Origin of the sequence: Burkholderia sp. AU28863 (genome assembly GCF_002223195.1) — a bacterium.
GTDB lineage: Bacteria > Pseudomonadota > Gammaproteobacteria > Burkholderiales > Burkholderiaceae > Burkholderia > Burkholderia sola.
In genome coordinates this window covers 490,586-511,451 of the sequence record NZ_NKFE01000004.1, presented here as the reverse complement: position 1 = coordinate 511,451, position 20,866 = coordinate 490,586, and the positions used below count along the sequence as shown (strand labels likewise).

Sequence of the window (20,866 nt, the reverse complement as noted above, 5' to 3'; positions counted from 1 at the left end):
GATTTATCTGAATAACATCGCTGATGCGATATGTTTTTCTCCGCGTCGGTGCCGCGGATTTCGCATTAATCCTCGTATTTTTCTTATTTCCCGCGCGAGCCGATAGTTGTCGCGTCACCCATGCGGCCAAAAGGCTGCCACGTCTCGCGGAGGCCCGCGGCCAGCGGATTTTCGGCGACTCCGGTAGAATTTCCGGTTCTGGAAAGTCCCCACAGGAGTACAACACATGCGTTTGCTGCATACGATGCTGCGAGTCGGCGATCTCGACCGCTCGATCAAGTTCTACACCGAATTGCTCGGCATGAAGCTGTTGCGTCGCGAGGATTATCCGGAAGGGAAGTTCACGCTCGCGTTCGTCGGCTACGAAGACGAGAGCACGGGCACCGTGATCGAGCTGACCCACAACTGGGAAACGCCGTCCTACGATCTCGGCAACGGCTTCGGCCATCTGGCCGTGGCGGTCGACGATGCGTACGCGGCCTGCGAGAAGATCAAGGCGCAAGGCGGCAAGGTCACGCGCGAGGCAGGCCCGATGAAGCACGGCACGACCGTGATCGCGTTCGTCGAGGATCCGGACGGCTACAAGATCGAGTTCATCCAGAAGAAGTAAGCGCCGGATGAACCGGGCTGCGGCGTGCGGCGTGCGCCGCGGCAGCGAAAAAGGGCGGTGCGAGTGACCTCGCATCGCCCTTTTTCGTTGATGGCGGAGCCGTGCGCGTCAAAGCGACGGCAGCAACTCGGGCGGGTGATGCTTGAGCGTGTGCCGCGCTTCGCGGAACTCGGGGAAGATCGATTCGACGGTCTGCCAGAAGGCCGGGCTGTGGTTCATCTCGCGCAGGTGCGACAGCTCGTGCGCGACGACGTAGTCGATGATCGACATCGGGAAATGGATCAGCCGCCAGTTCAGGCGGATCTTGCCGTCGCTCGAACAACTGCCCCAGCGCGTCGCGGCCGACGACAGCGCATACATCGAATACGTGACGCCGAGCTTTTCCGCATAGACGACGAGGCGTTCGCCGAAGATGCGTTTCGCTTCGCCCTGCAGCCAGCCCTGCACGCGATCCTTGATCTGCTGCATGTCGGCCTGCACGGGCAGCGGCAGCGACAGCCGCAGCGCATCGGCGTCGAAGGCGACGGCGCCCGCGCCGAGTGCGATCGTCACCGTCTTGCCGAGATACGGCAGCTGCGCGCCGTCGCGCCAGTCGATCTGCGGCAGCGCGCGCTGCTCGGTGCGCGTCTTCCACTCCGCGAGCTTCGCGAAGATCCAGCGTTGTTTCTCGGCGATCGCCGCTTCGATGTCGGCGAGCGTGACCCAGCGCGGTGCGGTGATGGACAGCCCGCTGCCGTCGATCGTGAAGCCGATCGTGCGGCGCGCCGAGCGCTTCAGCCGGTATTCGAGCACGCGGCTGTCGAGCGCGAACGTGCGCACGCGGGAGCGATCGGGCGCCGGGCCCGGGTCGAGCGGCGCGGCGGGGAGGGCGTCGGGCGGCGCCGGCGGGGCGGCAGGCGCCGACGGCGCGGCGGCCGGCCCGTCGAAGAGCGGCAGATCCATCTGGCGATGATCGAGGGCCACGACGGCAGGCCGTGGCCGCGGACGCTGTTTCATCAGTTCGCTTCTTTTTGTCGTACGCAACGGCTGCAATCCGGGGCGTCAGGCGCGTGCGGCATCGCGGGTGCCGGCGTTGCCCGTCTGACGATACGCATCGGGATCGATGCGGCGCATTTCCGCTTCGATCCATGCTTCGACCTGCGAGTTCAATGCATCGGGCGTCAGCCCTTCGCTCGCGATCGGCTTGCCGATCGACACCGTGACGACGCCCGGGAATTTCGTGAACGAGTTGCGCGGCCACACACGACCTGCATTGTGCGCGATCGGCACGACCGGCGTGCCGGTTTCGATCGCGAAGCGCGCACCGCCCGTCTTGTACTTGCCCTGCTTGCCGACCGGCGTGCGCGTGCCTTCGGGGAACATGATCATCCATGCGCCTTCCGACAGGCGCTTCTTGCCCTGGCGGATCACCGAATTGAACGCGTTCTTGCCTTCCTTGCGGTTGATGTTGACCATGTGCAGCAGCCCGAGCGCCCAGCCGAAGAACGGCACGTACAGCAGCTCGCGCTTGAACACGTAGCACAGCGGCTTCGGCATCAGCGCCGGAAACGCGAGCGTCTCCCACGCGGACTGGTGCTTCGACAGCAGCACGGCCGGGCCGTCGGGCAGGTTCTCCATCCCTTCGATCCGGTAACGGATGCCGTTCAGCCAGCGCACGACCCACAGCGTCGACTTGCACCAGCCGGCCGCCATCCAGTAGCGCGCGTCGGGGCGCATGAACGGGAACGCGATGAAGCACGCGGTGGCGTACGGCACCGTGTACACGATGAAGTAGATCAGCAGCAGCAGGGAGCGGACGAAGCGCATCGGCGTGAGTCTGGTGTTGGGGAGGATGCGCGCGGCAGCCGCATCACTCGTGTTCGTGTGAAAGAAAGTCGAGCGCGAACGCGCGCAGGTCGTCATGGACCTTCGTGCCATCCGGCAGATTGCCCGCGGCGAGCGTTTTCTTGCCCTTGCCGGTCAGCACGAGGTGCGGCTGGAAGCCGACCGCGACACCGGCCTGCAGGTCGCGCAGCGAATCGCCGACGACCGGCGTGTGATCGGGATCGATCTCGAAGCGCTCGGCGATCATCTGCATCATGCCGGGTTTCGGCTTGCGGCAGTCGCAGTGATCCTCCGCCGTGTGCGGGCAGAAGAACACCGCGTCGATGCGCGCGCCGACCGCGGCCGCCGCGCGATGCATTTTCAGGTGCATCTCGTTGAGCGCGGCCATGTCGAACAGCCCGCGACCGATGCCGGACTGGTTGGTCGAGACGACCACGCGATAGCCCGCGTGGTTGAGCCGGGCGATCGCCTCGAAGCTGCCGGGCAGCGCGATCCATTCGTCGGGCGTCTTGATGAACGCATCCGAATCGACGTTGATCACGCCGTCCCGGTCGAGGACGACGAGCTTTCGGTTGGGGCTGGTCGGCATCGTGCGGCCCTTATGCGGCGAGCTTCGAGATGTCGGCGACGCAGTTCATCTGCTGGTGCAGCGCGAACAGCAGCGCGAGACGGTTCGCGCGCAGCGCCGGATCTTCCGCGTTGACCATCACGTCGTTGAAGAACGTGTCGACCGGCGCGCGCAGCGCGGCGAGCGCCGACAGCGCGCCCGTGTACGCACGCGCCTCGAGCTGCGACTGCACGTGCGGCGTGACGGCCGCGAGCTGTTCGTGCAGCGCCTTCTCGGCCGCCTCGACGAGCAGCGTGGGCTGCACCGCGCCGTTCGCGCCGCCTTCCGATTTCTTCAGGATGTTCGAGATCCGCTTGTTCGCGGCCGCGAGCGCTTCCGCTTCCGCGAGGCGCGTGAATTCGCGCACCGCGTCCAGGCGCGCGACGAGATCGTCGATGCGCGTCGGGTTCAGGCTCAGCACCGCGTCGATTTCGCCGGCCGAATAGCCGCGCTCACGCAGCAGCCCGCGCAGGCGATCCATGAAGAACGCGAAGATCGCGTCGGTGGATTCGGCGACGCCCGGCACGCCGTCAAAGCGTGCGTGGGCCGTGCGCAGCAGCGATACGAGATCGAGCGGCAGTTGCTTCTCGAGCAGCAGGCGCAGCACGCCGAGCGCGTGACGGCGCAGCGCGAACGGATCTTTCTCGCCGGTCGGCGCGAGGCCGATGCCCCAGATGCCGACGATCGTTTCGAGCTTGTCGGCGAGCGCGACGGCGGTCGACACCGGCGTGGTCGGCAGCGCGTCGCCGGAGAAGCGCGGCTGGTAGTGCTCGGCGCACGCGAGCGCGACGTCGTCGGCTTCGCCGTCGTGGCGCGCGTAGTACGTGCCCATCGTGCCCTGCAGCTCCGGGAACTCGCCGACCATGTCGGTCAGCAGGTCGGCCTTCGCGAGACGCGCGGCGCGCTTCGCGTGCGCGGTATCGGCGCCGATCGCCGGGGCGATCTCGCCGGCCAGCGCCTCGAGGCGCTCGACGCGCGCGAGCGCCGAGCCGAGCTTGTTGTGATAGACGACGTTCGCGAGTTGCGGCACGCGCTCGGCGAGCGGCTTCTTCTTGTCCTGCTCGAAGAAGAACTTCGCATCGGCGAGGCGCGGGCGCACGACGCGCTCGTTGCCTTCGATGATCTCGCCCGGCGTCTTCGTCTCGATGTTCGACACGATCAGGAAGCGCGAGCGCAGCTTGCCGGCGACGTCGGTCAGCGCGAAATACTTCTGGTTCGTCTGCATCGTGAGGATCAGGCATTCCTGCGGCACCTGCAGGAATTCGTCCTCGAAGCGGCACGGGTAGACGACCGGCCATTCGACCAGCGACGTGACTTCGTCGAGCAGCGATTCGGGCATCACGACCGTGTCGCCGTTCGCATGTTCGTTCAGTTGCGTGCGGATCGTTTCGCGGCGATCGGCGAAGTGGGCGATCACGCGGCCCTTGTCGCGCAGCGTGTCCGCGTATGCATGCGCATGCTGGATCGCGACGAGGCCGTCGGACAGGAAGCGGTGGCCGAGCGTCGTATCGCCGGCATCGACGCCGAACGCGGTGACGGGCACGACGCGGTCGTCGTGCAGCACCGTCAGGCGATGCACCGGGCGCACGAACTTCACGTCCGAGCCGTCCGGGCGCTGATACGTCATGAATTTCGGGATCGGCAGCTTCGCGAGCGCTTCGTCGAGCGCGGCCTGCAGGCCGTCGGCGAGCGTGGCGCCGGCCGCCGAGTAGTTGATGAAGAATGCTTCGGCCTTGCCGTCCTGCGCGCGCTCGAGATCGGCGATCGACGCGTTCGGGTGGCCGAGCGCCGCGAGCTTCTTCGCGAGCGGCGCCGTCGGCTTGCCTTCGGCGTCGAGCGCGACCGACACGGGCAGGACCTTTTCGCGGACCTGTTTGTCGGGTGCGACGGCGCGCACGTTCTGCACGACGACCGCGAGGCGGCGCGGCGTCGCGTAGCGCTCGAACACGAGTTCGCCTTCGACGAGGTCGCGCGCGGCGAGGCGTTGTGCGACACCTTCGGCGAATGCGTCGCCGAGGCGCGCGAGGGCCTTCGGCGGCAGCTCTTCGGTCAGCAGTTCGACGAGCAGGGGGGCGGGATGATTGTGCGTCATGGTTGGATTGAATCTCGTCTCGTCAGACCTGATCGATCTTGCGTTCGACCTTGAGCGGCGGCGCCCATGCCGGCTGCGCGGCGTCCTGGGCGTCGGTGGTGAGGCCCGGCACGCCCGGCGGGTTGCCGAGCATCGGGAAGCCGAGCTTCTCGCGCGAGTCGTAGTAAGCCTGCGCGACGAGACGCGACAGCGCGCGGATGCGGCCGATGTATGCTGCCCGCTCGGTGACCGAGATCGCGCCGCGCGCGTCGAGCAGGTTGAACGTGTGGCCGGCCTTCAGCACGAGCTCGTACGCGGGCAGCGCGAGCTGCGCGTCGATCATCTTCTTCGCTTCCGCTTCGTAGCTGTTGAAGAACGTGAACAGCAGGTCGACGTTCGCGTGCTCGAAGTTGTAGGTCGACTGCTCGACCTCGTTCTGGTGGTACACGTCGCCATACGACAGGCGGCGCAGCTCGGGGCCGTTCGGGCCTTGCTCTTCCCACTCGGTCCACACGAGGTCGTACACGTTCTCGACCTTCTGCAGGTACATCGCGAGGCGCTCGAGGCCGTACGTGATCTCGCCGAGCACCGGCTTGCATTCGAGGCCGCCGACTTCCTGGAAATACGTGAACTGCGTGACTTCCATCCCGTTCAGCCACACTTCCCAGCCGAGACCCCACGCGCCGAGCGTCGGGTTTTCCCAGTCGTCCTCGACGAAGCGCACGTCGTTCTGCTTCAGGTCGAAGCCGAGCGCCTCGAGCGAGCCGAGGTACAGGTCGAGGATGTTTTCCGGCGCCGGCTTGAGCACGACCTGGTACTGGTAGTAATGCTGCAGGCGGTTCGGGTTTTCGCCGTAGCGGCCGTCCTTCGGGCGGCGCGACGGCTGCACGTACGCGGCGCGCCACGGCTCGGGGCCGACCGCGCGCAGGAACGTGTGGACGTGCGACGTGCCCGCGCCGACTTCCATGTCGATGGGCTGGAGCAGGGCGCAACCCTGCTTGTCCCAGTAGGACTGCAGCGTCAGGATGATTTGCTGAAACGTAAGCATGAAGAGCCTTCGTGGCGCTGGCGCTCCGTTGCGGACGGCGCTCCGGGCGGGCCCGGAGGGTCGGCTCGCGCGGCGGCGCGGCTTGTTAGTGTGCTGAAACGCGTAATTTTACCGGATCGGCGACCGGATGCGGCCGGAAGGCGGATGCGGGCGCCGCCGGCCCGTTTCCGGCGCCCCGCTCACCCATGGCCCGCATGCGCCGCGCAGCCGCGTGCGGGGCCGCCGCGACGCGCACGCCGCGGCGCTTCGCGCGGGCGGTAAGATGCGCGTATTGCGGCGCGCGATGCGTGCCGCGTCACCGCTTGCCGACGCTTACTGCATGGACGAACCGACCGACATCCTGATTCCGCTGCTTCCGCCGTTCCTCGGGCTGCTTGGGCAGGCCGCCGACGCGTGGGCGCGCGGCGAGCACGCCGCACACCAACAGTGGCTTGCCGCCGCCGCCCATCTGCATGCGGTCGATGCGCCGGCAATCGCGCAGCTCACGGCCACGCTCGTCGCGCGGCAGCGCACCGACGACGCGATTGCGCTCGCCGAATGCGCGGCGCGCGCGCAGCCGGGCGCGGCCACCCACTTCAACCACGGCTACGCGCTGCAGATGGCCGGCCGTCACGCGGATGCGGTTGCGCCGTACCGCGCGGCGCTCGCGATCGATGCCGGCTGGCCGTCGCTGCGCAACAACCTCGCGATCGCGCTGCGCTTGTCGGGCGCGAGTCGCGCGGAGGAAATCGCGCTGCTCGACGCGGCCGTGAAGCACGATCCGCGGGACGTGCAGGCATGGATCAACCTCGTCGTCGCGCGGATCGCGACGCACGACCTCGACGGCGCGCTCGCGTGCGCCGCGCGGCTCGCGGACCGCGCGCCCGACAACGCGCTCGCGATGAACAACGTCGCGATGGCGATGAAGGAGGCGCAGCGCTGGGACGACGCCGAACGCCATGCGGCGCGTGCATGCGAGCTGGCGCCCGACGACGCGTCGTTCCGCTTCAATCTCGCGATCATCCAGCTCGTGCGCGGCAACTACGCGGCGGGCTGGCGCGGCCATGAGGCGCGCTGGGACGGCGCGGGCGAGCTGCGCGGCCGCCGGCCGGCGCTGCCGGGCCCGCGCTGGCAGGGCGAGCCGCTCGCCGGCAAGACGCTGCTGGTATGGGGCGAGCAGGGGCTCGGCGACGTGCTGCAGTTCTGCCGCTTCGTCGCGCCGCTCGCCGAACGCGTGCATCGCGAGGGCGGCCGGCTCGCGTGGAATACGTTTCCGGCGCTCGGCACGCTGATGCAGCGCAGCCTCGGCGCGCACGCGGACGTGTTCGGCGCGGGCGGCGGCGTCGATGCGCTGCCGGCATTCGATTACGAAGTGCCGCTGATCGGCCTGCCGCTGATGCTCGGCATGGAGGCGTCGACGCTCGCCGCGTCGGTGCCGTACCTGCGGGCCGAGCCGGCCGCATGCGACGCATGGCGCGCACGGCTCGCGGGCGACGGCCGGCTGAAGGTGGGGCTCGTGTGGACGGGCAGCGCGGGCCACCAGCGCAACCCGTTCCGGCGCGTCGGGCTCGAGCGCTACGCGAACGCGTTTCGCGGGATCGACGGCGTCACGTTTTATTCGCTGCAGCCGGGGGCGGACGCGGATGTCGCCGCCGCGCGTGCGGCTGGTTTCGCGATCGAAGACTACACGGACGAATTGAAGCGCTTCGACGATACGGCCGCATTCATCGGCGCGCTTGATCTCGTGATCACCGTGTGCACGTCGGTCGCGCATCTGGCCGGCGCGCTCGGCGCGCGCACCTGGGTGCTGCTCGACGTGAATCCGCACTGGCCATGGCTGCTCGATCGCCGGGACAGCCCGTGGTATCCGACCGCGACGTTGTACCGGCAGCCGACGTTCGGCGCATGGGCGCCGGTGATGGAGGAAGTGGGCCGCGACCTGCGGGCCCTCGCCGCGCAGCCGGAACCATCGGCTCGATCGGAGCGGCCGGCCCGGCAGGCCTGAGCGGCCGGCCGGTTCGCGGTCACTGGCCGCCGCGCGCGGCGGCGGCGGTCCGCTGCATCATTCCGCTTCGCCGCCGCCGGGCTGCTTCCGGCCGTTGCGCCGACGCAGCCCGGGCCCGAACGTGAAGCCGAACGCGAGCAGCACGAACGACACCGCGAGCACGATGTTGTTGCCGCTCGTCACGTACGGCGTGAAGCCGCTCGTGCCTTCGATCCGCACGTCGAGCGAGCCGATCGTGAACGGCTTCAACTGACCGAGCACGCGGCCGCGTGCGTCGATCGCGGCCGTCATCCCCGTATTGGTCGAACGCAGCATCGGCCGGCCCGTTTCGAGCGAGCGCATCCGCGCGATCTGCAGGTGCTGGTCGAGCGCGATCGTGTCACCGAACCACGCGAGGTTCGTCACGTTGACGAGCACGCCGGGCGGCTGCGGATTGTCGCGGATCGTCGCGGCGATTTCCTCGCCGAACAAATCCTCGTAGCAGATATCGGCCATCACCGGCTGGTTGTGCACGAGGAACGGCTTCTGCACCGGCGCGCCGCGCGCGAAGTCGCCGAGCGGCATCTTCATCAGGTTGACGAACCACCGGAAGCCCCACGGAATGAATTCGCCGAAGGGCACGAGGTGATGCTTGTCGTAGTGATAGATGTCGCGCGAATTCGGCGTCACGCCGTACAGGCTGTTCGTGTAGTCGACGTAGCGGCCGTCCTCGGTCACCGACGCGCCGACCGCGCCGAACAGCACGGCCGAGCCGGTCGTGTCGCTGAACTTGCGGATCGCGACGGCGAACGGCTCGGGCAATTCCTGGATCATCACCGCGATCGCGGTCTCGGGTGTGACGATCAGGTCGGCCGGCTTCTCGACGATCATCTGCTGGTACATCTTGATCGCCGCGTCGATGCCTTCCTGCTCGAACTTGATGTCCTGCTTCACGTTGCCCTGCAGCAGTCGCACGGTGAGCGGCGCGTTCGCGGGCACGGTCCACGTGACCTGCGACAGCCCGAGGCCGGCCGCGACGAGCGCGACGGCGATGCCGGCCGGCGCGGCGATGCGCACGCGAGCGTCGCCGCTCGATGCGCCGGCGTCGCCGTCACGCACCGGCGACGGCCGCGCGGCGGCGAGCGCCTGCACGACGAGTGCGGCGAACAGCGCGAGCACCCACGCGATCCCGTACACGCCGACCACCGGCGCAAAGCCCGCGAACGGGCCATCGACCTGCGGGTAGCCGCTGCCGAGCCACGGAAAGCCGGTGAACACGGTGCCGCGCAGCCATTCGCCGAGCGCCCACGCGCTCGCGAACGCGAACGCGCCGTGCCAGGTCGGCGAGAACGGCCGCGGGTCGGGCTCGCGGCGGTGCCACGCATGACCGGCGCAGAACGACCACAGCCCGGCCGAGAACGCCGGGTACAGCGACAGGTACAGCGCGAACAGCACGAGCGCGCCGCCCGCGAGCGGCGCGGCCATCTCGCCGTACACGTGCATGCTGATGTAGAGCCACCAGACGCCGCTGATGAAGTTGCCGAAGCCGAACGCGCCGCCGGTGAGCGCGGCGCCGCGCCAGCTCGACGTGCGCGTCAGCTGCGCGAAAAACCAGACGAATACGACGAGCTGCAGCCAGCCGCCATGCGGCGTGGGCGCGAAGCTGAGCGTATTGGCCGCGCCGGCGAGCAGCGCGGCCGGATAGTGCCAGCGCGGCAGCGCGCGGCCGGGCGTCGGCGCGAGAAGGCCGCCAGCCGGGCGGGACGGAATCGGATCGTCCATGTGAAGCGGAAGAGGGCGAGCGGTTGAAGGAAGCGCGGCTGGCGCGGAACGGTCAGTCTTCGTGCGAGGTTTCGGCGCGACGGCTGGCGAGCGGGTTGCGGCGCACCAGCAGCACATGAACCTGGCGCGCATCGCCGCGCTGGATTTCGAACACGAGGTTGCCGAGTTGCAGCTTCTCGCCGCGGTGCGGCACGCGTCCGAAATGATGGGTGATCAGGCCGCCGATCGTGTCGACTTCGTCGTCGGGGAAATCGGTGCCGAACGTCTCGTTGAACTGCTCGATCTCGGTGAGCGCGCGTACGCGGTAGCGGCCGTCCGGCCCCGAGATGATGTTGCCGGCTTCCTCGTCGAAGTCGTATTCGTCCTCGATGTCGCCGACGATCTGTTCGAGCACGTCCTCGATCGTGATCAGGCCCGCGACGCCGCCGTATTCGTCGACGACGATCGCCAGGTGGTTGCGGTTCACGCGGAAGTCGTGCAGCAGCACGTTCAGGCGCTTCGATTCCGGAATGAACACGGCCGGGCGCAGCATCCCGCGCACGTCGAACTCCTCCTCGGCATAGAAGCGCAGCAGATCCTTCGCGAGCAGCACGCCGATCACGTTGTCGCGGTTCTCCTCGTATACGGGGTAGCGCGAGTGCGCCTTTTCGAGGACGAACGGGATGAAATCCTCGGGCTTGTCGGCGATGTTGATCGCGTCCATCTGCGCGCGCGGCACCATGATGTCGCGCGCGCACAGATCGGAGACCTGGAACACGCCTTCGATCATCGACAGCGAATCGGCGTCGATCAGGTTGCGTTCGTGGGCGTCCTGGAGGATTTCCAGCAGCTCGCCGCGGGATTCGGGCTCGGGCGAGATGAAGTCGGTCAGGCGCTCGAGCAGCGAGCGCTTTTCTTGCGGTTTGTCGGTTGGCTTACGACTGGGATACGAATCGTTCATGGTGGTGCGCCCGGGTCATGCCGGGGCGCGCGGTCACGGAGTAGGCAAGGATACACCAAGGGCACGACGCGACCGTGTCACCCGGCCGTACGGCCAGGGTGGGCGGCTCACGCGGGCCCCGCTCGCGGACGGCCGCGCCGGGCGCGACGTCGTCGTCGGGTCCATCCTATCGCAGAAAGCGCCGGCGGGGCATGGCGGCAAAAAAATGGCGGCGGGCAGGGCGGCGCGGCCGGACGCGGGAAACGGCCGGCGACGGCGGCATTCCGCCGCAGGCGGGCGCACGCGTCGCGCGCCGCTCAGAACCGCATGCCGGCCGAGCAGCCGCCGGCGGCCGCGCCGTTGGTCGCGGCGCCGCCGCAGCCGAGTATTCCGCAGCCGGACAGCGCAACGCTCGCGACGACGAGCAGTGCGGCGATCCTGCAACGCGACCGGCGTGACGGTTTCATCGGGTGTGTCCTCGTGCGGATGCGCGGGTGGCGCGGAGTCGCATGGCGGCAGCCCGCGCGTCGTGCCGGATCACCGGCATCGCGCGAGCAGCCCTTCGAGCGCGCGGTCGGGGATGCCGCTCGCGCGCAGCGCATCGACCGTGCGGCTCACGTAGTCGAGCGTCGTGCCGTAGCGGCCGGCCGCGCAGCGGAACACTTCCTTGACGACGGGGTCGGTCAGCTTGCCCGTATAGGTCGGTGCGTCGCGGCGCATCACGAACGCGAGCGCGTTCACGCGTTCGCCGGTCTCGAGCGAGCACGGCAGCCACGCGGGCCGGTACGAGCCCATCGGCATTTCGCGCTTCCACAACGTCTCGAGATGCGGCTGCGCGGTCGGGCCGGAGAGCCGGAATGCGATGCCCGAGCACGAGCCGCCGCGATCGAGCGCGAGCACGAGGCCCGGCCGTTCGGGGGTGCCGCGATTCACGCGCGACCACAGGTAGAGCCCGCGATGGTAGCCGTGCACCTTGCCGCGCACGGCGGCGACGGTCGGCAGCCCGGGGTTCCAGATCAGCGAGCCATAGCCGAACAGCCAGAGATCCTGCCGGCCGTCCCAGTCGCGCATCGTCTGCGCGAGCGACGCCGCGAGCTCGTCTTCCGTCAGCAGGCGTCCTTCGCCGATCGACGGCGGGTAGGCGGGCGGCAGCATCGCGGCGTTGCGCATCGGGCGGACGGCTTACTGGTACGGGTTCGGGAAACCCAGTTTCGCGAGAATGTCGACCTCGAGCGCTTCCATTTCGGCCGCGTCCTCGTCGCTCGTCTCGTGGTCGTAGCCCTGCGCGTGCAGCGCGCCGTGCACCAGCAGGTGCGCGTAATGGGCCGCGAGCGGCTTGCCCTGCTCGTGCGCTTCCTTCTCGACCACCGGGCAGCACAGCACGAGGTCGCCGATCACGGTGCCATCGGGCGCCGGGTCGTACGCGAAGGTCAGCACGTTGGTCGGATAGTCCTTGTGGCGGTAGCCGGCGTTCAGCGTACGGCCTTCGTTCTCGCCGACGAAGCGCACGGTGAGCTGCGCGCTCGCGAACAGCGCCGGCTCGATCCATTCGGCGATCAGCTTGCGCTTCGGCAGCGTCTTGCGCACGTCGCTCGTGATCTCGTCGCCGTACTGCACGGACAGGTCGAATTCCAGCGCGCGCGGCTCGTCTTCGGGATCGTCCTCGCGCGGCGCGAACTCGGCGCCGACGTGCAGCGTCACGCTGTCGTAGTGCTCGGGCTGCAGCGCGAGCTTCGCGCGCATCGCCGGATCGTTGTGCTGCGCGACGATCGCGACGGCCGCGTCGCCCGAGCTGCCCGACAGGTCGAACATCAGGCTGCGGCCGTCCGGGAAGTCGATCCGCAGCCCTTGCGCGTTGACGGTCCGGGCTTTGCCCTTCGCGTCGAACAGCGAAAGGCGGGGGGATTCGGACGCGGCGGACGGGGCGCGGCCGGACTTGCGGGAACGGGAGGATTTCATGACGCGTGCGGCGATTGGGACGCGTTGAGGATACACCAAACGGCCGATCGCGCCCGAATTCGGACCGGCCGTGCGCGGGCGAAAAAAAGCCCGGCGCGCCGTCTGGCGGGCCGGGCCGGCAGGCCGGGGGAGCGCGCGGGCGGCCGCGCCGCTCAGCCGTCCTGATGCTGCGCGTGGAACTCGTCGTACGCCTCGACGATGCGCGCGACGAGCGGATGGCGCACGACGTCCGCGCTCGTGAAGCGCGTGAGCGCGATGCCGCGTACGCCGCCGAGCACCTGCTGCGCCTCGACGAGGCCGCTCTTGTGGCCGCGCGGCAGGTCGACCTGACTCGTGTCGCCGGTCACGACGGCCTTCGAGCCGAAGCCGATCCGCGTGAGGAACATCTTCATCTGCTCGGGCGTCGTGTTCTGCGCCTCGTCGAGGATGATGAACGCGTGGTTCAGCGTGCGGCCGCGCATGTACGCGAGCGGTGCGATCTCGATCATCTGGCGCTCGAACATCTTGGCCGTCTTGTCGAAGCCGAGCAGGTCGTACAGCGCGTCGTACAGCGGGCGCAGGTACGGGTCGACCTTCTGCGCGAGATCGCCCGGCAGGAAGCCAAGCCGCTCGCCGGCCTCGACGGCCGGGCGCGTCAGCACGATCCGCTTGACCTGGTCGCGTTCGAGCGCGTCGACCGCGCACGCGACCGCGAGGTAGGTCTTGCCGGTGCCGGCCGGCCCGATGCCGAACGTCACGTCGTGCTGCAGGATCTGCTTCAGGTATTCGCGCTGCGCGGGCGTGCGGCCGCGCAGGTCGGCGCGCCGCGTGTAGAGCTTCGGCCCCGGCTCTTCCTCCGGTTCGCTGGCGTCGAGCTGCGCGACGGGCTCGTCGAACGGATGGTCGGGGTCGCCGCGAAAGCGCACGTCGAGCGTGTCCTGGCGGCCGTTGCCGGCCGTGTGGCGCACTTCGACCAGCGCGAGCTGGATGTCGTCGACCGACAGCGGATCGCGCGCGCGGTTGTAGAAGTTTTCGAGCGCGGCGAGCGCGAGCTTGGCGCCGCGCCCGCGGATCGTGATCCGGTGGCCGCGCCGCGCGAGCGTGACGTCGAGCGCCTGTTCGATCTGCCGCAGGTTTTCGTCGAGCGGACCGCAGAGGTTGGCGAGGCGCGCGTTGTCGTCGCGCGGGGCGGTGAATTCCAGTGCTTGGACGGTCTTCAAAGTAGCGTCGGGCTCCTGTCGGGCGGCGGTCGGTCAGTGGGTGGCCGCGCTCGCGTCGTCGCTGACGAGCACGAGCTCGCCGCGCAGCGAGTGCGGGTACGCATGGTTGATCTTCACGTCGATCATCTGGCCGATCAGGCGCGGGTGCGACGCGAGCGGCGCCGGGAAATTCACCACACGGTTGTTCTCGGTGCGGCCCGCGAGCTCGTTCGGGTCCTTGCGCGACGGGCCCTCGACGAGGATCCGCTCGACCTTCCCGACCATCGACTGGCTGATGCGCGCGACGTTCTCCTCGATCGTCGCCTGCAGATGTTGCAGGCGTTTGAGCTTCACTTCGCGCGGCGTGTCGTCGGCGAGGTTCGCGGCCGGCGTGCCGGGGCGCGGGCTGTAGATGAACGAGAAGCTGGTGTCGTAGCTCATCTCGTGCACGAGCGCCATCATCTTGTCGAAATCCTCGTCGGTCTCGCCGGGGAAGCCGACGATCATGTCGGTCGACAGCGACAGGTCCGGGCGGATCGCGCGCAGCTTGCGGATCACCGACTTGTATTCAAGCACCGTGTAGCCGCGCTTCATCGCCATCAGGATGCGGTCGGAGCCGTGCTGGACCGGCAGGTGCAGGTGGCTCACGAGCTTCGGCACCTTCGCGTACGTGTCGATCAGGCGCTGCGTGAATTCCTTCGGGTGCGACGTCGTATAGCGGATCCGCTCGATGCCGGGGATGTCGGCGACGTATTCGATCAGCGTCGCGAAATCGGCGATGTCGGTCGAACCGGCCGTCAGCGCGCCTCGGTAGGCGTTCACGTTCTGGCCGAGCAGCGTGACTTCGCGCACGCCCTGGTCGGCGAGGCCGGCCACTTCGGTCAGCACGTCGTCGAGCGGGCGCGATACTTCATCGCCGCGCGTGTACGGCACGACGCAGTAGCTGCAGTATTTCGAGCAGCCTTCCATGATCGACACGAACGCGCTCGGCCCCTCGACGCGCGCGGGCGGCAGGTGGTCGAACTTCTCGATTTCGGGGAACGTGATGTCGACCTGCGCGCGGCCGCTCGCGCGGCGCGCGTCGATCATCTGCGGCAGGCGGTGCAGCGTTTGCGGGCCGAACACGAGGTCGACGTACGGCGCGCGCGACACGATCGACGCACCTTCCTGGCTCGCGACGCAGCCGCCGACGCCGATTAGCAGGCCGGGCTTCGCTTCCTTCAGCTCGCGCACGCGGCCGAGATCGGAGAACACCTTCTCCTGCGCCTTCTCGCGCACGGAGCACGTGTTGAACAGGATGATGTCCGCGTCTTCCGGCGTGTCGGTCTTTTCGAGGCCTTCGGCCGCATTGAGCACGTCTACCATCTTGTCCGAGTCGTACTCGTTCATCTGGCAGCCGAAGGTCTTTACGTAAACTTTCTTGGTCATGGGGATTCGCCGTTCGCAGTGGTTGACCTGGGGGCGTCGTCAAGGGTGAATCGGGACGGCCGTGCGCGGCACGCGAACGCGCGCATTGGACAGGAAAGGCCGTCGGGAAAGCCTTCCATTATAGCTTTTCACGCCACGACGGACGGGCGGCCGGTTGCGGGCGCGCGACGCCGGTTTTCGCGTTCCGACCCCGGTGGCGTGGCGGGCCGGCCGTCAGCGGCATGCGTTCAGCAGGTCGTCGAGCGCGGCTTCCTCGCGCGCGAAGCGTTCGGCGAGAAAGTCGAGCAGCGCGCGTACGCGCGGCGCCATGTAGCGCTTGCTGTGATAGATCGCGTGCAGCGGCGCGTCCTGGTGCCGCCAGTCGGGCAGTAGCACGCGCAGCCGGCCGGCGCGGACGTCGTCGGCGATGTCCCACAGCGACTTCAGCGCAATGCCGTGGCCGCGCAGCGTCCATTCGCGCGTGAGGCCGCCGTCGTTGGTCTCGAACGCGGTCGACACCGGCACCGTATGGATCTGCACTTCGTCGCCGCGCGTGAAATGCCAGGTGTTCATCGGACCGGACGCAATCGTGATCACGTTGCAAGGAAAGCGGGCCAGATCATGCGGGTCGACCGGCACGCCATGGCGTTCGACGAACGACGGCGCCGCGCACAGCACGCGCCGGTTGGTCGCGAGCCGGCGGGCGATCAGCGCGCCGTCGGGCGGCGCGGCGAAGCGGATCGCGAGGTCGATCTCGTCCTGCCACAGGTTCGACGATGAATCCGACGCCGTCAGCGAGAACGTGACACCCGGATGCAGCGTCGTGAATTCGTGGAGCCAGTCGAGCAACTGGTGGCGGCCGAAATCGGACGTCGACGACAGCCGCACCTTGCCGCTCACGACGTTGCGGCCTTCCTGCAGCATCGCATCCGCGTCGTCGAGCGCCTGCAGCGCCTGGCGGCAGCAGTTCAGGTACAGCTTGCCTTCGTCGGTGAGCCGCAACTGCCGCGTCGAGCGCTCGAACAGTCGCGTCGCGATCTTCGCCTCGAGCTTCGCGAGCCGCGCGCTCGCGGCGGCCGGCGTGAGGTTCAGCTTGCGCCCGGCGGCGGACAGGCTGCCCAGCTCGGCCGCCTCGACGAACAGCCGGATGTCGCCCAGTCGGTCCATGCGATTTTCCAGAAATATTTGAAAATGGTTCAAATGCCACGCCAATTATCAAATATAGGCGTCTTCGGGACAATGCGCGCACATCCCGCTTTCTTGTGCGGTGCGGCACCGACCGGGCGCCGCGGCCGCCGCCTTCCGGAGAACGTCATGCCCATTCCGTTACTGGCGCTCGCGATCAGCGCCTTCGCCATCGGTACCACCGAATTCATCATCATGGGCCTGCTGCCCGAAGTCGCGCACGACCTCGCCGTGTCGCTGCCGTCGGCCGGCCTGCTCGTCACCGGCTACGCGCTCGGCGTCGCGGTCGGCGCGCCGCTGCTCGCGGTGCTGACGAGCCGCATGCCGCGCAAGGCCGCGCTGCAGTTGCTGATGGCGATCTTCATCGTCGGCAACGTGCTGTGCGCGACGGCGTCCGGCTACGCGATGCTGATGGTCGCGCGCGTCGTCACGTCGTTTGCGCACGGCTCGTTCTTCGGCATCGGCGCGGTGGTCGCCGCGTCGCTCGTGCCGGCCGACAAGCGCGCGAGCGCGATCGCGCTGATGTTCACGGGGCTCACGCTGTCGAACGTGCTCGGCGTGCCGTTCGGCACGTTCGTCGGCCAACTGCTCGGCTGGCGCGCATCGTTCTGGATCGTCGCCGCGCTCGGCGTGCTCGCGCTCGGCGGCGTGGCCGCGCTGGTGCCGAACCGCCACGACAGCGGGCCGGTCGGCCTCGGCCACGAAGTGCGCGTGCTGAAGGAGCCGCAGGTGTGGCTCGCGTTGCTGATGACCGTGCTCGGCTTCGGCGGCGTGTTCGTCGTGTTCACGTACATCGCGCCGATTCTCGAGACCGTGTCGGGCTACTCGCCGCGCGCGGTCGCGCTGATCCTCGTGCTGTTCGGCGCGGGCCTGACGATCGGCAATACGATCGGCGGCAAGCTGGCCGACCGCGCGCTGATGCCGTCGCTGATCGCGATCCTCGTCGCGCTGATGGCCGTGATGGCCGTGTTCGCGAAGACGAGCCACCTGCCGGTCGCGGCCGCGGTCACCGTGTTCGTCTGGGGGATCGCCGCATTCGCGACGGTGCCGCCGCTGCAGGCGCGCGTGGTCGAGAAAGCCGCGAGCGCGCCGCATCTCGCGTCGACGCTGAACATCGGCGCGTTCAACGTCGGCAATGCGGGCGGTGCGTGGCTCGGTGGCGTCGCGCTGGAACACGGCTTCGCGCTCGATGCGCTGCCGTGGGTCGCGGTCGCGGTGACGTTCGCGGCGCTGGTCGTCACGTGGCTCGCCATGCGGCTCGATGCGCGCGGCCCGGCGCGCGGCGCGGCGCCGGCGGCGCAGTGAGCGTCCCCACGGCGCCCTGCGCGGCGACGCCATAGCGGCGGGAAAAGGTTCGCGAGAAACGTATTCCTCCGCGATGCTGATAACGGTGTGAAGATAACTTCGTTTGCCCGTATCAGGCCGGGTGATAGCGTCTCGATACGCGCCAATGACCGGCGCAACCCGATTCCGATTCCGGCTTACCCCCTACGCAGGGCCGCGCAGCGGCCCGGAGGCAATGCTATGTCTTCATCCCTGGCGCTCGTGCGCGACGTGTCTTCCTTCGAGTCCGGCAATGCCGCCGACGGACGCGGCGCCGCGTCGCTCGACGTCCTCGAGCAGGTCGTCGGCGTGAACCTCGCGCGCTTGCGCGCCGAGCGGCAACTGTCGCTCGACGCGCTCGCGCGGCTGTCCGGCGTGTCGCGCGCGATGCTCGCGCAGATCGAATCCGCGCGCAGCGTGCCGTCGATCAAGGTGCTCTGCAAGATCGCCGCGGCGCTGAAGGTATCGGTCGCCGCGTTCCTGCGGCGCCATGCGGTGAACGGTTTCGAGCATCTGGCGGCCGAGCGCGCGTCGCGCGTCGTCAGCTCGAACGGCCGCTTCTCGGCACGTGCGCTGTATCCGGAGGGCGAGCCGGCCGCGGCCGAATTCCACGAGCTGCGGATCGCGCCGCTGCATACCGAGCCCGGCGCGCGCCGCGCGCCCGGCACGACCGTCAACCTCGTCGTCAGCGAAGGCACGCTCGAAGTGAGCGTGCACGACCGCCGCCAGTTGCTCGCGACCGGCGACGCGATCGTGTTCGACGCCGACCAGCCGTACAGCCTGCGCAACCCGGGCGACAGCGAAGCGCGTGCGTTCCGCGTGACGGTGAGCCCTGAAGTGCCGCCGCGCTGGCTCGTGCCCGACGCGACGCACGCGGCCGTCAACTGATCGCGCAGGCTGCGCGGCGCGGCTGCGATTCGCGCTTTTCGCGGGATCGTGGGTTCGTCCGCCGGCCGTTCGGACGATGCCGTTAGACGGGGTCGTCAGTAAGGTTTTACGCTGCGCGTCGTGTGCGGCTGTTGTATGCTTGGCCCGCCGATGACGGGGTGTTCCCGTCCGGCAATCAGTGCGTCTTCAGGGCGGGGCGAAATTCCCCACCGGCGGTAGGCTGGCGTAAGCCGGCGAGCCCGCGAGCGCCCGCGCATCCGCGCGGGGTCAGCAGATCTGGTCGAATGCCAGAGCCGACGGTCATAGTCCGGATGAGAGAAGATGTGCAGATAGTCATGTCCGTCAGGGCCGCTTCGCGCTGCATGCGAAGCGGGTTGTCGTTCTGTCTGTTTGCAATGCCCTGAAACGTTTTTCGCCCAAATCGTATTTGCGAGGAGCGTTTCACATGTCCTTGATGTCCGTTTCGTCGGCGCCTGCCGACGCCTTTGCCGATCTCCCGTTACTGGATTCCGAACCGGTGCCGCCGCGCATCGCCGCCGCGCTCGACGCGATGCGCGCGGGCCGCGCGGTCGTGCTGCAGGACGACCACGACCGCGAGAACGAAGCCGACCTGATCGTTGCCGCCGAGCGCATCACGCCCGAGACGATGGCGCTGCTGATTCGCGAGTGCAGCGGCATCGTGTGCCTGTGCCTGACCGACGATACGGTGCGCGCGCTCGAACTGCCGCCGATGGTGCAGACCAACGAAAGCCGCAACGGCACCGCGTTCACCGTGTCGATCGAGGCGCGCGAAGGCGTGCATACCGGCGTGTCGGCGGCCGATCGCGTGACGACGATCCGCGCGGCGATCGCCGACGGCGCGAAGCCGCACGACATCGTGCGCCCGGGCCACGTGTTTCCGTTGCGTGCGCAACCGGGCGGCGTGCTCGCGCGCCGCGGTCACACCGAAGGCACGGTCGACCTGTCGATCCTCGCGGGCCTGAAGCCGGCCGGCGTGCTGTGCGAGCTGATGAATCCGGACGGCACGATGACGCGCGGCGACGATGTCGAGCGCTTCGCGCAACGGCACGGGCTGCCGATGCTGACGATCGCGGAACTCGTCGAGTTTCGCGAGGCGCTGGCGGCAGCGCGTGAGCGCTGCTGCGAGCCGGCCTGAGCGAAGGAAAGGCGGGCGCGTTCGCGCGTCCGTGGCGCGGCCGGATCGACCCGATCCGGCTCGCATGACGATCAGGACTGCACGTCGCCGAATTCGCCGCGCATGCCGGCTTCGACGAGCGCCGGCAGTTCGTCCATCCTGCGCATGATCCGCGTGATGCCCATCGCGCGCAGCGCGTCCGCGTAGTTGTCGGGGATGTGGCTCGCGCCGACGAACGCGATCGTCTTCATCCCGGCCGCCCGCGCGGCATTCAACCCCGAAATGCTGTCCTCGACGACGACGCAGCGCGCCGGCGCGACACCGAGTGTTTGCGCCGCGTGCAGGTAGACGTCGGGGTAGGGCTTCGGCCGCGCGACCTGTTCGGAGCTGAACACCCGCTCGCCGAAGATCTCGGTGAGCGACGCCCGTTTCAGCGAGCTGCGCACGCGCACGAGCCGGCTGTTCGACACGACGGCGGCCGGCAGCGTGACCTTCAGCAGCGCGTCGCGCACGCCGCTGATCGGCGCGAGCGATTGCGCGAGCGCGACTTCGATGTTGTGCTCGATGGTCTCGATGAAGTTGGCGGGCATTTCGATCCCGAAGCGGGCTTCGATGCCGGTGAGGAAACGCGACGTCTGCTGGCCGAATGCCGACTTCGCGGCGGCTTCGAAATCGAGGTTCGGGAACGTGGCGGACAGCGTGTCGAGCAGCACGCGGTCGGCGATGACTTCGCTGTCGACGAGCACGCCGTCGCAGTCGCAGATAAGGTGATCGAGCATGGTGAGGAAAACGCGGGATATCGGCGACGCCGATCGATTCGCCATCATACGTGCTTTCACGCGCCGGCCCCGCGACGCGGCGGTCAATGTGCCCGATGCGGCGCATACGCGTGCCGGGAGCGTTCGGGCAAGAACGGCTCCGGCACGTCTGTCGCGATGCCGCCCGCATGGCGAATGTAGTCGGCCGG

Annotated in this window: 19 protein-coding genes and 1 riboswitch; of the genes, 5 read left to right on the top strand and 14 right to left on the bottom strand. The window is 68.6% G+C overall.

The genetic code is table 11. From position 1 onward, the window contains the following. The first annotated feature begins 226 nt into the window (after positions 1 to 226). Positions 227 to 610, top strand: coding sequence for a lactoylglutathione lyase (gene gloA, locus CFB81_RS13910; protein ID WP_006477863.1), 384 nt, complete (start codon positions 227 to 229; stop codon positions 608 to 610). A gap of 108 nt (positions 611 to 718) precedes the next feature. Here the strand turns inward: gloA and CFB81_RS13905 are convergent, their stop codons facing one another. Genes CFB81_RS13905 through glyQ form a run of 5 tightly spaced genes read right to left on the bottom strand, consistent with a single transcriptional unit; the run spans position 719 to position 6,160 of the window. Further along, on the bottom strand, positions 719 to 1,606 hold the full coding sequence (locus CFB81_RS13905; RefSeq protein ID WP_089435603.1) for a M48 family metallopeptidase: 888 nt from the start codon (positions 1,604 to 1,606) through the stop codon (positions 719 to 721). A 45-nt stretch (positions 1,607 to 1,651) separates the two neighbouring features. Next, entirely contained in the window at positions 1,652 to 2,416 is a 765-nt protein-coding gene (locus CFB81_RS13900; RefSeq protein ID WP_069619608.1) for a 1-acyl-sn-glycerol-3-phosphate acyltransferase, read from the bottom strand. Between the two features lie 43 nt (positions 2,417 to 2,459). Next, entirely contained in the window at positions 2,460 to 3,023 is a 564-nt protein-coding gene (gene gmhB / locus CFB81_RS13895) for a D-glycero-beta-D-manno-heptose 1,7-bisphosphate 7-phosphatase (RefSeq protein WP_069619609.1), read from the bottom strand. A 10-nt stretch (positions 3,024 to 3,033) separates the two neighbouring features. Then, on the bottom strand, positions 3,034 to 5,133 hold the full coding sequence (gene glyS / locus CFB81_RS13890; RefSeq protein WP_069619610.1) for a glycine--tRNA ligase subunit beta: 2,100 nt from the start codon (positions 5,131 to 5,133) through the stop codon (positions 3,034 to 3,036). A 22-nt stretch (positions 5,134 to 5,155) separates the two neighbouring features. Next, on the bottom strand, positions 5,156 to 6,160 hold the full coding sequence (gene glyQ, locus CFB81_RS13885) for a glycine--tRNA ligase subunit alpha (RefSeq protein WP_006488593.1): 1,005 nt from the start codon (positions 6,158 to 6,160) through the stop codon (positions 5,156 to 5,158). A gap of 319 nt (positions 6,161 to 6,479) precedes the next feature. Here glyQ and CFB81_RS13880 point away from each other — a divergent pair, with 319 nt between their 5' ends. Next, positions 6,480 to 8,144 carry a tetratricopeptide repeat protein gene (locus tag CFB81_RS13880; RefSeq protein ID WP_089435845.1) on the top strand — a complete coding sequence of 555 codons (1,665 nt, stop codon included), beginning with the start codon at positions 6,480 to 6,482 and terminating at the stop codon, positions 8,142 to 8,144. A gap of 57 nt (positions 8,145 to 8,201) precedes the next feature. Here the strand turns inward: CFB81_RS13880 and lnt are convergent, their stop codons facing one another. The 8 genes from lnt to CFB81_RS13845 all read right to left on the bottom strand — a co-directional run bounded on the left by lnt (position 8,202) and on the right by CFB81_RS13845 (position 16,535). Continuing rightward, complete coding sequence (gene lnt, locus CFB81_RS13875; RefSeq protein ID WP_089435602.1) at positions 8,202 to 9,905, bottom strand: apolipoprotein N-acyltransferase; 1,704 nt, start codon at positions 9,903 to 9,905, stop codon at positions 8,202 to 8,204. Positions 9,906 to 9,957: 52 nt separating this feature from the next. After that, a complete protein-coding gene (locus tag CFB81_RS13870; RefSeq protein ID WP_021160150.1) occupies positions 9,958 to 10,845 on the bottom strand; it encodes an HlyC/CorC family transporter in 888 nt (295 codons plus the stop codon). Positions 10,846 to 11,141: 296 nt separating this feature from the next. Further along, complete coding sequence (locus CFB81_RS36095) at positions 11,142 to 11,291, bottom strand: hypothetical protein (protein ID WP_176730229.1); 150 nt, start codon at positions 11,289 to 11,291, stop codon at positions 11,142 to 11,144. Positions 11,292 to 11,361: 70 nt separating this feature from the next. Next, on the bottom strand, positions 11,362 to 11,994 hold the full coding sequence (locus CFB81_RS13865; RefSeq protein ID WP_069619612.1) for a gamma-glutamylcyclotransferase: 633 nt from the start codon (positions 11,992 to 11,994) through the stop codon (positions 11,362 to 11,364). A 12-nt stretch (positions 11,995 to 12,006) separates the two neighbouring features. Continuing rightward, positions 12,007 to 12,783 carry an rRNA maturation RNase YbeY gene (gene ybeY / locus CFB81_RS13860; protein WP_069619613.1) on the bottom strand — a complete coding sequence of 259 codons (777 nt, stop codon included), beginning with the start codon at positions 12,781 to 12,783 and terminating at the stop codon, positions 12,007 to 12,009. Positions 12,784 to 12,935: 152 nt separating this feature from the next. Next, the gene (locus tag CFB81_RS13855; RefSeq protein ID WP_050014641.1) at positions 12,936 to 13,982 is read right to left on the bottom strand and encodes a PhoH family protein; all 1,047 of its coding nucleotides are present in this window, start codon (positions 13,980 to 13,982) and stop codon (positions 12,936 to 12,938) included. 33 nt (positions 13,983 to 14,015) lie between these two features. After that, entirely contained in the window at positions 14,016 to 15,389 is a 1,374-nt protein-coding gene (gene miaB / locus CFB81_RS13850; protein ID WP_089435601.1) for a tRNA (N6-isopentenyl adenosine(37)-C2)-methylthiotransferase MiaB, read from the bottom strand. Between the two features lie 213 nt (positions 15,390 to 15,602). Then, the gene (locus tag CFB81_RS13845) at positions 15,603 to 16,535 is read right to left on the bottom strand and encodes a LysR family transcriptional regulator (RefSeq protein WP_089435600.1); all 933 of its coding nucleotides are present in this window, start codon (positions 16,533 to 16,535) and stop codon (positions 15,603 to 15,605) included. 147 nt (positions 16,536 to 16,682) lie between these two features. Here CFB81_RS13845 and CFB81_RS13840 point away from each other — a divergent pair, with 147 nt between their 5' ends. From CFB81_RS13840 to ribB, 3 genes are all read left to right on the top strand, one after another. Continuing rightward, positions 16,683 to 17,858: an MFS transporter gene (locus tag CFB81_RS13840; RefSeq protein WP_089435844.1), complete on the top strand. Its 1,176-nt coding sequence runs from the start codon at positions 16,683 to 16,685 to the stop codon at positions 17,856 to 17,858. A gap of 219 nt (positions 17,859 to 18,077) precedes the next feature. Beyond that, on the top strand, positions 18,078 to 18,764 hold the full coding sequence (locus tag CFB81_RS13835) for a helix-turn-helix domain-containing protein (RefSeq protein WP_069619617.1): 687 nt from the start codon (positions 18,078 to 18,080) through the stop codon (positions 18,762 to 18,764). Between the two features lie 178 nt (positions 18,765 to 18,942). Further along, positions 18,943 to 19,091: riboswitch (FMN riboswitch) on the top strand. Between the two features lie 118 nt (positions 19,092 to 19,209). Continuing rightward, positions 19,210 to 19,920, top strand: a complete 711-nt coding sequence (gene ribB, locus CFB81_RS13830) for a 3,4-dihydroxy-2-butanone-4-phosphate synthase (RefSeq protein WP_006489272.1) — start codon at positions 19,210 to 19,212, stop codon at positions 19,918 to 19,920. A gap of 71 nt (positions 19,921 to 19,991) precedes the next feature. Here the strand turns inward: ribB and CFB81_RS13825 are convergent, their stop codons facing one another. Beyond that, positions 19,992 to 20,678: an HAD family phosphatase gene (locus CFB81_RS13825; protein WP_069619618.1), complete on the bottom strand. Its 687-nt coding sequence runs from the start codon at positions 20,676 to 20,678 to the stop codon at positions 19,992 to 19,994. Positions 20,679 to 20,866: the final 188 nt, after the last annotated feature.